Here is a 13580-nt window from a genome sequence, read left to right on the forward strand (position 1 = left end):
TGTCGGCAGACGCAAATTGGTTTTTAAGGTAAAGACGGCGGGCATAACACGGTGGGTGACCCGATAACCGCCGCTGGCGGATAGGTTTCCGTGATAAGGGCCAAGTGGGCAAACCCCTCTGACCCGCGTGACCCGCGCCTCGCGTCGGTAAAACAAAGGGTCTAGGGGATTACCATTGCAGGCAAAAATCTGGCGTGATCCACTCCTGCTCCTGCTCCAGATCGGCAGCCATCAGCGGCATTGCTGTCAGCCATTTCGGCGGTAATGTCAGCACCAGCTTTTTACCAGACACGGTCAAACCCGGAGGTGCCGTCAACGGCGCCGCGCCGCGATGAAAAAGGATAGCCAGGCGTAGCAGGATCGCCAACTGCTGCAACACCACTACGTCTTCAGCCGCGATACCCAGAGCACGTAACTGAGCAAGGCCCGGCAGGCGCTTACGCTGAGTGCGCACGAGCGCGGCAACGACGCCCTGCTCACGACGGGAGAATCCCGCAATATCGGCATTCCGCCAGACATATTCACCATGTTTGTGAAATCCCGAATGGGCGATATCGAGGCCGATATCATGGGTCAGGGCTGCCCAACGCAACCATTGCTGATGACCGCCGTGGAGCGGCCATGACGCGGCTGCCATCATGAAAAAGTGTTCTGCCCACTCTGCTATGCCCTGATTACGCTGTACCTGGCTATGAAAGCGTTCCTGCAGGCCACGGATACTCATCTCCCGGGTGTCTTCCTGGTGGATACGCCCAAGCAGGTCATAAATGGCCCCCTCGCGCAAAGCGCCCTCAGAAAAACGCATTTCCTGCAGACGCAAGGACTCGAAGAGCGCGAAAAGAATGATGAATCCGCCCGGAAAAACGGCGGCACGATCCGCCTTCAGACCCTTAAGTTGGGTCAGCGCACGCACTGAACCTAAACGTATCATTTGCTCACGCAGCCAGTGCATACCGGCATGGGTAATGCGCGAACCCTGACCGTTTTCTGCGAGGACGCGGGCTATCGCCTTGATGGTACCCGAAGATCCCACCGCCTGATCCCAGCCGTGGTGGAAAAAATCATCGAGCATGGATTCCAGCGCCACACGCACTCGCTTTTCGAGCCGCTCACAGGCAGCCACCGTAATCAGTTCATCGGGGAAATACGCACGGGTAGACGCTACACAGCCAAAATGCAGGCTCTCCCGCAGATTGGGGGTGAAACCCTGGCCTGTAATCAACTCGGTACTGCCCCCTCCGATATCCGCAACCAGACGTCGTTCACGCGCGTCTACCGCCAGGCTGTGCGCCACGCCAAGGTAAACCAAACGCGCTTCTTCACGACCGGCCACGATTTCCACCGGGTAACCGAGTGTTTCTTCAATGGCGCGCACAAAGCCTTCTGCAGCACTCGCATGGCGCAAGGTATTCGTGCCGATCACCCGCACCCGCTCCGGGCGAATACCGCGCAGGCGCTGCCCGAAGCGCGCCAGACAGTCCAGTGCGCGCTGCTCTATCGCAGGATCGAGGCTACCGTCGTCGCGCAACCCTTCCGCCAAACGAACGCCTTCACGCAAACGATCATGCAAACGGATATTAGAGCCAATTTCCTCTGCAACCACCATATGAAAGGAGTTGGAACCCAGGTCCACTGCCGCCAGAAAGTTTTTGAGTTCTGCTGTGGCTGTGGATTCCGCCATGGCTATTTCCTCTGGATGCTTTGTTCTACCTCGTCTAGCGGAAGATGCCGGACATTTTTTCCTTTAGCAAGATAAATAACATATTCGCAGATGTTCCGGGCATGATCACCAATACGCTCAATCGCCTTGGCGATAAAAAGAGCATCAATGGCCGGGGTGATGGTGCGCGGATCTTCCATCATGTAAGTAATCAGACGGCGCAGGGCAGAGCGGTATTCCTGATTGAGCACTTCATCGCCTTTGGCAACGGCAATGGCTTCCTCCGCATCCGCACGGGCCAGAGCATCCATGGCGCGGCGCAACATATTCAAGGCATAGTCGGCCATGACACTCACGTCCCTGAGAAAAGCCGGATTGGCGTTACGCGCGCCATGCCCCATGGCCAGGGCCATGTCGGCAATTTTGCTGGCCTTGTCGCCCATACGCTCCAGATCCGCGATAGTTTTGATCAGGGTCATCACCAAACGCAGATCACTGGCGGCAGGCTGACGCATAGCCAGAATATTGATGCATTCCTCTTCAATACGCACCTCATAACCATTCACCTCATGATCACGACCAATCACCTCACGGGCCAATTCGGCATCTGACTCCTGCAGTGCCCTGACGGCATTCGTGACCTGCTCCTCCACCACACCGCCCATGGCGAGCACTAAGGCGTGGACCTCATGGAGTTCATCCTCAAAACGCCGGGAAATATGTGGTTCTTTGTCCATAGCTGCGCTCCTTAACCGTAACGACCCGTGATGTAATCTTCTGTCTGTTTTTTACCGGGATTGGTGAACAACTGATTGGTAGGCCCAAATTCCACCATCTCGCCGATATACATAAATGCCGTGTAATCAGAGACGCGCGCCGCCTGCTGCATATTGTGGGTGACGATCAGAATCGTAAACTGATTCCGCAGTTCACTCACCAACTCTTCAATCTTGAGAGTAGCAATGGGATCCAGTGCCGAAGTCGGTTCATCCAGCAAGATCACCTCTGGCTGCACTGCTACTGCGCGCGCGATACACAGGCGTTGTTGCTGGCCACCGGACAATCCCAGCCCACTCGTCTTGAGCTTATCCTTGACCTCTTCCCAGAGAGCCGCCTGGCGCAACGCCTGCTCTACCCGCTCATCCATCTCCACCTTGCGTAATTTTCCATAGAGCTTGATACCAAAGGCAATATTGTCATAGATGGACATGGGGAAAGGCGTTGGCTTCTGAAATACCATACCGATTTTAGCGCGCAGCATATTCACATCCATGCCGGGGGCCAGCACATTTTCTCCATCCAGCAGCACCTCGCCGGTCGCCCGCTGCCCAGGGTACAGAGAATACATGCGATTAAACACCCGCAGAAGTGTCGACTTGCCGCAACCCGACGGTCCGATGAACGCGGTCACCTGATTCTCGGGCATTTCCAGGTTGATATCTATGAGGGCCTTGTTGCTCCCGTAAAAAAAATCCAGGTGGCGGACGGATATTTTGGTTTTCTGGGGTTCCGACATTAACGCGGGCTCCTGTCTTTGATAAGGAAGTGGGAAACAAGGCTCAAGACTAGCACAGCCATGGCAGCTATCAACGCGCCCGCCCAGGCCAGATACTGCCATTCCGAATAATCAAGGACTCATGGCACATTGAAAAATGACGACGGCGACATTGGCGGTAGGCTGGTTCATCATCTTTCAGCGAGGCGCCCTTAAAGTCAGGGCTGCCTCACGCATAGTGTTGGAGACCACGCACGCCCAACAGCTTTAGCTCAAGTCTGCACCAGAGACTATAGCAGGATTCTATTACCGTTTTATGACACTGCGGAATCAGTCACAACACTACGGGCGAGGTGGAGGGGAAAATGTGCAGTAAAAGTGGTCCCTCTACCCACTTCACTGGCTACTTCCAGATGCCCCTGATAACGCTCGACGGCGTGACGGACAATGGCCAGTCCCAACCCTGTACCACCCATACGCCGGGAGCGACCTTTATCCACCCGGTAAAAACGCTCGGTGATACGCTGCAAATGCTCGGTAGCGATACCCTCGCCGGTATCCTGCACCACAAAAAGCAGTTCACCGAGGCGGCGCTCCCAGCGTACGCTGACAGTGCGGTCTGCCGGGGTATATTTGATGGCGTTTTCTAACAAATTTCGAATGATACTGGTCAGATCTATGGTTTCTGCGAAAAAGCCCAGGTCGCTATCCAGCGCCGTGTCGATCTGCAAACGTTTTTGCGCTATCGTCGGCGCCAGAGTATCCAGCGTGCTGTGTATCATATCCGCGAGCATCAGGGTTTCACAGTGTTCCGGGTTCGCTTCGGCGGCTTCCATGCGCGCCAGAGACAGCAGGTCTTCGACCAAAGACTGCATGCGCAGCGTCTGCTGTTCCATGAGACGGAGTTGACTGCCCACCTCATCGTCGGCGGCGATGGGACTGTCCAGCATATTTTCCAAGAAACCGCGCACCACCGTCAGCGGGCTGCGCAACTCGTGGGAGACATTAGCCACGAAGTCCTGACGGACCTGTTCGAGTTGGCGGATACGGGTCACGTCCCGGAAGATAACCAAAGCACCTGCATCGGCAAGGGGATAGCGCATACCTTCCAGTATCTGCTGGGCATCCGCCGGGGCGGGGAGTTGCAGACTGGGCGGTCCTTCACCGGCCAAAAAGGCGCGCAAATTAGGGGTTCTCAGCCAGAACGCCAACGGCTTGCCAGCGTCCTCCGGCCATTGCAACTGCAGCAAGCGAATACCGGAAGGATTCACCCAAAGTAGCTGGCCGCGCTCATCCATGAGCACCACGACATCAGGCATGGCCTGCAAGGCGTCGCGCAATTGGACAATCTGGGCACTCAACAGGCGGTGCTGTGCCTCCTGATCACGCCGCCAGTGGTAACCCTCGGCAAAAGTCTCCTCCCACATCCCCCCCGCCAGCGGTGGCAGCGAGGTGTCCGGGTTGCGGAACCAAGCGCTGAAACTCTGGGATTGCTGACGATGCCAGCCAACCCAAAGCGCCAGTAAGAGCGCGATGACCACCGACGGGAGGTAGGACCAGGCACGCAGATCATCGGCGGCCAGAAAAATCGGAACCAACGCCCAGAGTGCTATGGGGTAAAACCAGGCACGGAAGTATTTCACGCCGGAAAAGGACAGCGACGTGCGCGACCGCATGCTGAATGCCCAAAAGCCGCCGTGCCAGTCATCGCCCGTCCATCGCTTCTCGCTGGGAACCCAAGGCACTACAGCGATAGCCTTCGCCCCTTACTGTTTCGATGATATGAGCGTAACCATGGTGGTCCAACTCCCGCCGTAAGCGGCGAATGTGAACATCGACCGTCCGCTCTTCGATAAAGCTCTGCCGCCCCCAGATCTGATCGAGTAGCGTATCCCGCGAAAAGACCCGTTCTGGATTGGTCACAAAGAGACGCAAAAGACGAAACTCGGTAGGGCCGAGATGGATTTGTACCTCACCGGCGTACACCCGATGCGCGCGCAGGTCCACCTGCAGCGCACCGAGCCGTACCCGACTGGCCGTCGTACCGCCATAACTGCGCCGCAGCAGGGCATTGACCCGTGCCACCAACTCCCGCGGAGAAAAAGGTTTGGCCAGATAATCGTCCGCACCCGATTCAAGACCATGCACCCGGTCGCCCTCGTCACCGCGCGCGGTAAGCAAAATGATGGGCAGCTTCCGGGTCTCTTCACGGCGGCGCAGGGTACGGCACCATGCCAGCCCATTCTCGCCAGGAAGCATCCAGTCAAGCACGAGCAACTGCGGCCCCCAGGTCAAGAGTACCGCTTCTGCAGATTCGACGCTCCCCTCACAATGCACCTCAAAGCCTTGACGCTGCAGGGTGACGCGCAGGAGTTCCTGAATACCTTCCTCATCCTCCACCACCAGGACGCGGGAGGATGTCTTGTCTTCGTCCATACCTGCCCTTCGCTCGGACACGCTCATCATCCGCTTATTGTGGCGCAAGCCCTGGCGGGATGCCAAGACATTGCGAACAAAGATAACCCGGTCAGTGCAGGATGGGAAGGATCAACCCCTTAGGCACGGCGGGCACGGCCCGAAGGCGCCGCCCCTGAACCGGGTCGACCTCGCCCTGCGGCTTGAGGACGGCGCGGAGCCGATGACGGCACATGGCTGGAGAAGGATTGGCGCGGCTCGAAACCGACGACGATCTCCCGGTCGAAGGAGCGGCGCAGCAGCTTTTCCACATCATGCAACTGCTTACGCTCCTCGCTGCTCACCAGCGATACGGCCTGACCGTTGTTGCCAGCGCGCCCGGTCCGTCCGATGCGATGGACATAATCCTCGGGCACATGGGGGAGTTCAAAATTGACTACGTGGGGCAACTCGCTGATATCAATACCACGGGCAGCGATGTCCGTCGCGACCAAGACCCGCACTTTGCCTTCCTTGAACTCCGCCAGAGCGCGGGTGCGGGCACCCTGACTCTTGTCGCCGTGGATAGCCATGGCCTGCACACCGTCCTGGGATAAGTGCTTGGCGAGGCGATCGGCACCATGCTTGGTGCGGGTGAAGACCAGCACCTGCCCCCATTGGTGTTCTTCAATCAGGTGCGCGAGGAGTTCGCGCTTGCGATCCTGATCGACAGCGAAAACCCGCTGGGCGACATTGTCGGCAGTGGCATTGCGCGCTGCGACTTCGACGCTGGTCGGGTTGTTCAGCAGGCCATCGGCCAGACTGCGGATTTCCGGTGAAAACGTCGCCGAGAACAGCAGGTTCTGGCGCTTTTTGGGCAATACCGCAAGGATGCGCCGGATATCACGGATAAAGCCCATGTCGAGCATGCGATCGGCTTCGTCGAGCACCAGAATTTCGACATGAGAGAGGTCGACGCTGCGCTGCTGGATGTGATCCAGCAGGCGACCAGGGGTAGCGACCAATACGTCTACACTGCGACGCAACTTCTGCATCTGCGGATTGATCTTGACACCACCGATGAGCACCAGCGAACGCAGGGAAAGATAGCGCCCGTACAACTGCACGCTCTCCTCTACCTGCGCCGCCAGTTCACGGGTGGGGACCAGAATCAGCGCACGCACACTGGAAGGACCACGCGCCACGGTATCTGCGGTAGCGGACAGTTTGTGCAGAATGGGCATGGCAAAGGCGGCGGTCTTGCCGGTACCTGTCTGCGCGCCGGCCAACAGATCGACGCCGGACATGACCACCGGGATGGCCTGTTCCTGAATGGGGGTGGGGGTGGTATAACCACGCTCGGCAGCTGCACGCCAAATGGGCTCAGAAAGCCCAAGGGATTCAAAAGATGACATATTTTTTACTCCGAAAACACCGGCCTCGCCACAGGGGCGCCAGTCTATGGCAGACGCTTCATCAAGGTGGGGACCAGTGCGACGCGCATCATGCAGACTGAGGCATGACGGCGAGTGCACCTTAACAGAACATACTAATTATTGCGAGTAATAAATGATGACAGGAATAGCTGCGGCGCTCAGTCTGCACACTCTGGTCTTATACCGATGAAAAAGATGATATTGTGGCTGCTCCACAACCGGTTTGTGCAGGCGAAGGAGGTTACTGCATAGTTCCAGAGCTTCTGGACGATGGTGGCGGTGTTCATTTGGTCGTCCATCCCCACAAAAGCGGCTGATCCGTGCTCGGATACCTCGAGTGTTCACAGGTTCGAGTTATAGCAACTGGTCATTGGGCTTTGATAGTACCCACTTAGGCCACCGCCTGCTGCCGGCATTGACGATGGCTTTGGCTTCCGCAAGCTGCCGCAGCAGATTGTGGATGCGGTTGAGCTTCTGTTCCCACGTCAGCACCTCGGGCTGCTTGTCGACCAGCAGCCGGTCTATGTCCACTATTGTCAGGCTACCTCATGTTTCGTTATAAAGTGGGTCGTCATGCTTTTCGGTCGATCGAAACTCCGATGAATATCTCCATCCAGATCCGGATGAGGCTGTCTGACGGGCGAGAAGTTCAGATGGCCATGCAGGGGTAACGCGCCCTTGCGTCCTGCCTTTCCGTTCAAATATTCGATGAATGCAATCGGCTGAACGAGATGGATCTGCAGCCAAGGATGGAGTAGGAGTAAATTTTCGCGAGACGGAGGTGCGGACTCTGTGCTCAACAACGGACATCCAGAAGGGGTGAGGCATGCCAGTTCCCATAATCGATCTCTTTGCCGGTCCTGGAGGGCTCGGGGAGGGATTTGCCTCTCTGAAGGATCACAAGCTGCAACCATTCTTCGAGATCGGGCTTTCCATTGAGAAGGATGCTGTTGCACATCGAACGTTGACGCTCAGGGCAGTGTTCAGGCGCCTTCGCGGCACCAATGACGTCAAACACTACTACAGGTACATACGGGGCGAAATCGACGAGGCCAGTTTCCGCGGAGTCCCTGCAGTAGCCAGCGCCTTGAAGCAGTAAAGACCCCCACCCGGCAGCTGCGAAAGAGCCGACATCGCCCGCTCCTGCCCTATCGCGAACTTCGCGGGCGCGCTACAGTGCAGTCTGGGTCTTGTGACATCAAAAACGCATGGAGGGTGAGGATCACCATGACTATTGGCCTGGCTCTTGGCAGTGGCGCCGCTCGCGGGTGGGCACATATAGGAGTGATAAGCGCGCTGAATGATCATGGAGTCGTACCGGATATCGTTTGTGGCACATCCATAGGCGCCCTGGTCGGCGCTTCCTATGTTTCCAATAATCTTGAGAAACTGGAAGAATGGGTGCGCGCACTGACAAAGTTTGAAACCGCCAAATTTTTTGCCATCAACATGTCACTGAACGGTTTTGTCAACAAAGAACGGCTGCATTATTTTCTCAAAAAGTATGTGGCTGATGATGCCTCGGCCATAGAAGATATCGTTGCGAAAAAATATGCCTCGGTCGCAACCGACTTGCAAACCGGCAGCGAGATCTGGCTGATGACGGGTTCAATCCTGGAGGCCGTATTTGCGTCCATTTCCCTGCCCGGCCTTTTTCCGGCGGTCAAAAACGATGGCAAATGGCTTATAGATGGCGGATTGGTGAACCCCGTTCCGGTGTCTGTCTGCCGCGCGCTTGGCGCCGATGTTGTTATCGCAGTAACATTGAACGATGATATCGTTGGCAAACGCCTTCAAAATAACCTGGCCACAGAAACACCGGATGCCGACGTTACCGGAAAAATATCAGGCCTGGTCTCGGCGTATACCGCCTCGGTATTTCCGGCGACAGGCGATAAAGAGCAAGCACCCAGCCTGTTTGATGCCATCGCCGGCTCGGTCAATATTATGCAGGACAGGATCACCCGGAGTCGCATGGCCGGAGATCCTCCGGATATCCTGCTTTCTCCAAAGCTGTCCCATATTGGCTTACTGGAGTTTTATCGTGCCGGTGAAGCCATAACGGAGGGGGAAAAATGCGTGCAGAGAATGTTGCCGGAAATACAGCATATATTGGGGATGCCTTAACGAACGCGCGCACGCAGACTATTCCGTGTTACGAATCCAGCCCCCACCCAGCAGGCGCTCACCTTGGTAACAGACGGCGGCCTGACCGGGGGTGACGGCGCGTTGCGGCTCGGAAAAGCGGAGTTCGGCCCGGGCATCGGGGAGCAGGTGCAGTATGGCCGGCTCGGCGCGGGAGCGGTAACGCAATTTTACGGTCACGGCATGGCTTTCGCCGGGCGACAAATCCGCCAGCCAGTTGCACGCATCCAGGCTGGCCGCACGGCGGTAGAGTTCATCCTCAGCGCCGACAATCACCCGGTTCTGCGCCGGGTCCAGCGCGAGGACATAGCGCGGCTGACCACTGCCACCGCCCAGACCGCGCCGCTGGCCGACGGTAAAGTGCAAGGTACCCGGATGATGGCCGATAAGCTGCCCGCTGCTGTCGACCATCTCTCCTTCCTGCGCCATGTCCAATCCGGCGTAATCCTCCAGAAAGCGGCGGTAGTCACCGTCCGGTACAAAGCAGATGTCCTGAGAATCCTGCTTGGCGGCCACGGGCAGGCCGTGCTTGCGGGCCATGGCGCGCACCTCGTCCTTATTCATGCCACCCACGGGAAAGCGCAGGCGGGGCAAAAGCGTCGCGCCGATGGCGAAAAGAAAATAGGATTGATCTTTGGCATCGTCACGGCCACGCAGCAGGGCGGCACCCGAGGGGGTTTCCACCAGACGCGCATAATGGCCTGTCGCTAGCAGCGAGGCGCCCAGCTTCTCACCTTCCGTCAGCAGGGCATCAAATTTGAGAAATTGGTTACAGCGTGCACAGGGGTTGGGGGTACGCCCGGCCTGATATTCGGCGACGAACACATCGACCACCTGACGCCGGAAGGCTTCACGATAATCCAGCACCGTGTAGGGAATATCCAGACGGGCACAGACATCGGCGGCGTCTTCGATATCTTTTTCATCGCAGCAGCGGCTTTTCGGCCACAGGCGCAGAGTCACGCCGGTGAGTTCGTAGCCCTGCTCCTGCATGAGAATGGCCGCAACGGCAGAGTCGACGCCGCCGGAGAGCGCAATAAGGGCTTTTGGATCCGCCATGGCGCCGCCTGACTCAGTCCTTCTCCGCCAGCCAGGCCATCTGGATGGCTTCGAGGATACCTTCGCTGGACTTTTGCGGATCATCGGCAAAATCCGGCAGGTCGGTAATCCAGCGATGCAGATCGGTGAAACGCAGATGGGTCACATCAACGTCCGGGTGGGCTTCATCCAGAGCAATAGCCAGTTCCATGGTGTCGGTCCAGCGCATCAGTGCCGCTCCTTTTCCAGATTGATGGTGTATTTGGGGATTTCGATGACCAGTTCGGTATCGGTCACCTTCGCCTGACAACTGAGGCGGGAGGTAGGCTCCAGACCCCAAGCCTTATCGAGGAGATCTTCTTCCTTCTCTTCCGCCGCTTCCAGGCTATCAAAGCCCTCGCGCAAAATCACATGGCAGGTCGTGCAGGCGCAGGACATCTCGCAGGCGTGTTCAATGTGAATATCATTGCGCATCGCCGCAGCGATGATAGTCTCCCCCGGCTCGGCCTCGAACTCCGCTCCCTCGGGGCAGGTTTCCGGGTTGGGCAGGACGCGTATTTTGGTCATTCAGTCTCCCAGATCATCAATGGAACGGCCAGCGATAGCACGGCGCAAAGCACTATCCATGCGCCGCTGCACCAGAGGTCCGGCGGCCGCTTCCACCGCTTCGGCGGCGTGCGTGATGGCGTCTGCATCCGTGCCGGATAAGGCCTGGATCAGTGCCGCGTTGGTCTTATCCAGGGCAGCTCGCTCCGCAGGCTCGAGCAGGTCTGCATCCGCGGCCAGTGCCGTGATCAACGCTTCACGCACGCGCTCGCCTTCCACTTTGGCCTCGGACAGGCGGCGCTTGACGACATCTTCCGCACCATGCGTAAAAGAGTCCTGCAACATATTGGCAATTTCTTCATCATTCAGTCCGAAAGACGGCTTGACGACGACTTCCGAACGCCCCCCTGTGCTCATTTCTTCAGCACGCACGGCCAGCAGACCGTCGGCATCCACCTGAAAAGTTACAAGAATCCGCGCCGCGCCGGCCACCATGGGGGGAATGCCGCGCAGACTGAAGCGCGCCAGCGAACGACAGTCCTGCACCAGATCGCGCTCGCCCTGCAAGACATGGATGCTCATGGCCGTCTGACCGTCCTTGAAGGTGGTGAATTCCTGCGCCCGCGCCACTGGAATGGGGGTGTTGCGAGGAATAATTGTCTCCACCAGTCCGCCCATGGTCTCCAGACCCAGGGACAGGGGTAACACGTCCATCAACAGCAAGTCTTCGCGCTGATTGCCCACCAGGGCATCCGCCTGAATGGCGGCACCCATGGCCACCACTTGGTCGGGGTCAATATCCGTCAGCGGCGCCTGTTGAAAGGATGCCTCCACCAGCGCGCGCACGGCGGGGACACGGGTGGCACCGCCCACCAGCACCACGCCGTCAATTTCATCCAGCTTTAAACCGGCATCCCGCAGCGCCCGCCGGCAGGCCGGGAGGGTCCGCTGAATAACCGGCTGAATCAGTGACTCCAACTGACTACGGGACAGTTTTATCTCGTGCGCCGCGCGGCCGGACGGCGCCAGCACTATAAGCGTTTCGTCGACAGCACTGAGCGCCTCTTTGGCGGTGCGCGCCTGCTGGAGCACCTGCCGCCGCCAGAGGGGATCGGACGCATCCCCACCCTCCCGCATCAGCCATTCGGCCAGCGCATGATCCATGTCGTCGCCGCCCAGGGCAGAGTCGCCGGCGGTGGCCAGCACCTCAAAAACCCCCGCCTGCAGGCGCAATATGGAGATGTCGAAGGTTCCGCCGCCCAGATCGTAGATGGCGAAAATGCCTTCACTACCCTTGTCCAGACCATAGGCCACCGCCGCAGCGGTCGGCTCGGCCAGCAGGCGCAATACATTCAGCCCCGCCAGGCGGGCCGCATCTTTGGTGGCCTGACGCTGGGCCTCATCGAAATAAGCGGGCACCGTGATCACCACACCCTCCGGTTCGCCACCCAGGGTTTCCACTGCCCGCTCTTTGAGCACCCGCAATATTTCGGCAGACACCTCTACGGGGGATTTTTCACCGGCCACCGTGCGCAGGCGCACCATACCTTCTCCAGGAACAAGGTCGTAAGGCAGGTGTCCGGCGAGGGTCTGCACATCGCCATGGCCTCGCCCCATCAGGCGTTTCACTGAGGCAATGGTATTGTGCGGGTCCTGTCCGGCGGCGGCGACCGCGGGATAGCCGACATGAATATCACCGTCACAGAGGTAGCGCACCACCGAAGGCAGCAGATGCTTACCTTCATGATCGCGCATGACGGTGGGCACCGCTGACAATACGGACGCCACCAACGAATGGGTGGTTCCCAGGTCGATGCCGATAGCCAGCCGCCGCTGATGAGGATCAGCGGCCATGCCCGGTTCTGCAATTTGCATTAACGCCATGATATATCGCCCTGATTGTAGAGGTTCCGCCGCTCAGGCATTCTGCAAAGACTCCGCGCTGCGGCCTATCTCGCCGAGGAGTTTATCGAGAAACTGCAGTTCGCGCACCGCCGATCCGGCAGCTTCCGGCTCGGCACAGGGTAAGGTCGCGAGCAATCTGTGGAGACGCTGCACCACGTGTACTCCTGCCGTATCCACTTCCTGACGCAAAGCCTCCATGCCCGTCACATCGCGCGCCGCCACGAGCTCTTCCAGACGTTCGCGATAGATCATCTGCGTCATCAGCAGCGTGGGATCGGCCACCTTCACCTGCTCACCCAGCGCGTCCACGCCCTGCCGCCGCAAGAGATAATCAGCACGCCGCAGGGGGTCCCGCAATATGGCCAAGGCCTCGTTGAGGCGGGTGCTCCATTCCAGGGAATGGCGTCTTGCCGTCGGCTCCGCATGGGCGAAGCGATCGGGATGCAGGCCTTTTTGCAACGCAAACACCTGCGTACGCAACGCTTGCACGTCCAGATCATAGGTTTCTGGCAGGTCTGCCACCGCGAAGAGCGACAGGTCCGCACGAAAAGGCTGCACCGCCCCGCAAGCAGCACAAAGTGCGGGGGGAGCGCCGAGCACCGCCCCGCACTGGAAGCAGGAATCAGTCATCAGGTCGTAAAGCTCTCGCCGCAACCGCAGGCATCCTTGACGTTGGGATTGTTAAAACGAAACCCTTCGTTCAAGCCCTCGCGGGTGAAATCCAGCTCAGTGCCATCCAGATAAATGAGACTTTTGGGGTCCACGAAAAGACTCACGTCATCATGGGGAAACACCATATCTTCCGGATTGGGGGCATCCACAAACTCCATGACGTAAGACAACCCGGAGCAACCGCTGGTTTTTACACCAATGCGGATGCCCAGTCCCTTGCCCCGTTTGGCGATACTTTTGCGTACCTGCTGCGCCGCACTTTCCGATAAAGTCAAAGCCATGACGGTAT

Annotated in this window: 15 protein-coding genes; 2 read left to right on the top strand and 13 right to left on the bottom strand. The window is 58.2% G+C overall.

Annotated features, from left to right (window positions below; translation table 11 throughout):
• Positions 1-169: 169 nt before the first annotated feature.
• The 7 genes from M7F93_RS02545 to M7F93_RS02575 all read right to left on the bottom strand — a co-directional run bounded on the left by M7F93_RS02545 (position 170) and on the right by M7F93_RS02575 (position 7516).
• Positions 170-1681: a Ppx/GppA phosphatase family protein gene (locus M7F93_RS02545; protein ID WP_298168570.1), complete on the bottom strand. Its 1512-nt coding sequence runs from the start codon at positions 1679-1681 to the stop codon at positions 170-172.
• 2 nt (positions 1682-1683) lie between these two features.
• Positions 1684-2397, bottom strand: a complete 714-nt coding sequence (phoU, locus tag M7F93_RS02550) for a phosphate signaling complex protein PhoU (protein WP_298168573.1) — start codon at positions 2395-2397, stop codon at positions 1684-1686.
• Positions 2398-2408: 11 nt separating this feature from the next.
• Positions 2409-3176 carry a phosphate ABC transporter ATP-binding protein PstB gene (pstB, locus tag M7F93_RS02555; RefSeq protein WP_298168576.1) on the bottom strand — a complete coding sequence of 256 codons (768 nt, stop codon included), beginning with the start codon at positions 3174-3176 and terminating at the stop codon, positions 2409-2411.
• 293 nt (positions 3177-3469) lie between these two features.
• Positions 3470-4831 carry a phosphate regulon sensor histidine kinase PhoR gene (gene phoR, locus M7F93_RS02560; RefSeq protein WP_298168580.1) on the bottom strand — a complete coding sequence of 454 codons (1362 nt, stop codon included), beginning with the start codon at positions 4829-4831 and terminating at the stop codon, positions 3470-3472.
• Between the two features lie 28 nt (positions 4832-4859).
• The gene (phoB, locus tag M7F93_RS02565) at positions 4860-5612 is read right to left on the bottom strand and encodes a phosphate regulon transcriptional regulator PhoB (RefSeq protein ID WP_298168583.1); all 753 of its coding nucleotides are present in this window, start codon (positions 5610-5612) and stop codon (positions 4860-4862) included.
• Positions 5613-5710: 98 nt separating this feature from the next.
• Positions 5711-6964: a DEAD/DEAH box helicase gene (locus M7F93_RS02570; RefSeq protein ID WP_298168586.1), complete on the bottom strand. Its 1254-nt coding sequence runs from the start codon at positions 6962-6964 to the stop codon at positions 5711-5713.
• Between the two features lie 375 nt (positions 6965-7339).
• A complete protein-coding gene (locus tag M7F93_RS02575; RefSeq protein WP_298168589.1) occupies positions 7340-7516 on the bottom strand; it encodes a hypothetical protein in 177 nt (58 codons plus the stop codon).
• A gap of 295 nt (positions 7517-7811) precedes the next feature.
• Here M7F93_RS02575 and M7F93_RS02580 point away from each other — a divergent pair, with 295 nt between their 5' ends.
• Both M7F93_RS02580 and M7F93_RS02585 read left to right on the top strand, forming a co-directional pair.
• The gene (locus M7F93_RS02580; RefSeq protein ID WP_298168592.1) at positions 7812-8084 is read left to right on the top strand and encodes a hypothetical protein; all 273 of its coding nucleotides are present in this window, start codon (positions 7812-7814) and stop codon (positions 8082-8084) included.
• 128 nt (positions 8085-8212) lie between these two features.
• Entirely contained in the window at positions 8213-9112 is a 900-nt protein-coding gene (locus tag M7F93_RS02585; RefSeq protein ID WP_298168595.1) for a patatin-like phospholipase family protein, read from the top strand.
• Positions 9113-9130: 18 nt separating this feature from the next.
• Here the strand turns inward: M7F93_RS02585 and mnmA are convergent, their stop codons facing one another.
• Genes mnmA through iscA form a run of 6 tightly spaced genes read right to left on the bottom strand, consistent with a single transcriptional unit; the run spans position 9131 to position 13572 of the window.
• Positions 9131-10189 (bottom strand): tRNA 2-thiouridine(34) synthase MnmA, encoded by a 1059-nt coding sequence (gene mnmA / locus M7F93_RS02590; protein WP_298168598.1) that lies wholly within the window; start codon positions 10187-10189, stop codon positions 9131-9133.
• Between the two features lie 13 nt (positions 10190-10202).
• Positions 10203-10397 (bottom strand): Fe-S cluster assembly protein IscX, encoded by a 195-nt coding sequence (gene iscX, locus M7F93_RS02595; RefSeq protein WP_298168601.1) that lies wholly within the window; start codon positions 10395-10397, stop codon positions 10203-10205.
• The gene (gene fdx, locus M7F93_RS02600) at positions 10397-10735 is read right to left on the bottom strand and encodes an ISC system 2Fe-2S type ferredoxin (RefSeq protein WP_298168604.1); all 339 of its coding nucleotides are present in this window, start codon (positions 10733-10735) and stop codon (positions 10397-10399) included. Before fdx ends, iscX begins: the two co-directional genes overlap by 1 nt.
• A complete protein-coding gene (hscA, locus tag M7F93_RS02605) occupies positions 10736-12598 on the bottom strand; it encodes a Fe-S protein assembly chaperone HscA (RefSeq protein ID WP_298168607.1) in 1863 nt (620 codons plus the stop codon).
• A 33-nt stretch (positions 12599-12631) separates the two neighbouring features.
• Positions 12632-13249 (bottom strand): Fe-S protein assembly co-chaperone HscB, encoded by a 618-nt coding sequence (gene hscB, locus M7F93_RS02610; RefSeq protein WP_298168609.1) that lies wholly within the window; start codon positions 13247-13249, stop codon positions 12632-12634.
• Entirely contained in the window at positions 13249-13572 is a 324-nt protein-coding gene (gene iscA, locus M7F93_RS02615; RefSeq protein WP_298168611.1) for an iron-sulfur cluster assembly protein IscA, read from the bottom strand. The genes hscB and iscA overlap by 1 nt, the downstream gene beginning before the upstream one ends.
• Positions 13573-13580: the final 8 nt, after the last annotated feature.

Origin of the sequence: Acidithiobacillus sp. (assembly GCF_027322205.1) — a bacterium.
Lineage (GTDB): Bacteria > Pseudomonadota > Gammaproteobacteria > Acidithiobacillales > Acidithiobacillaceae > Acidithiobacillus.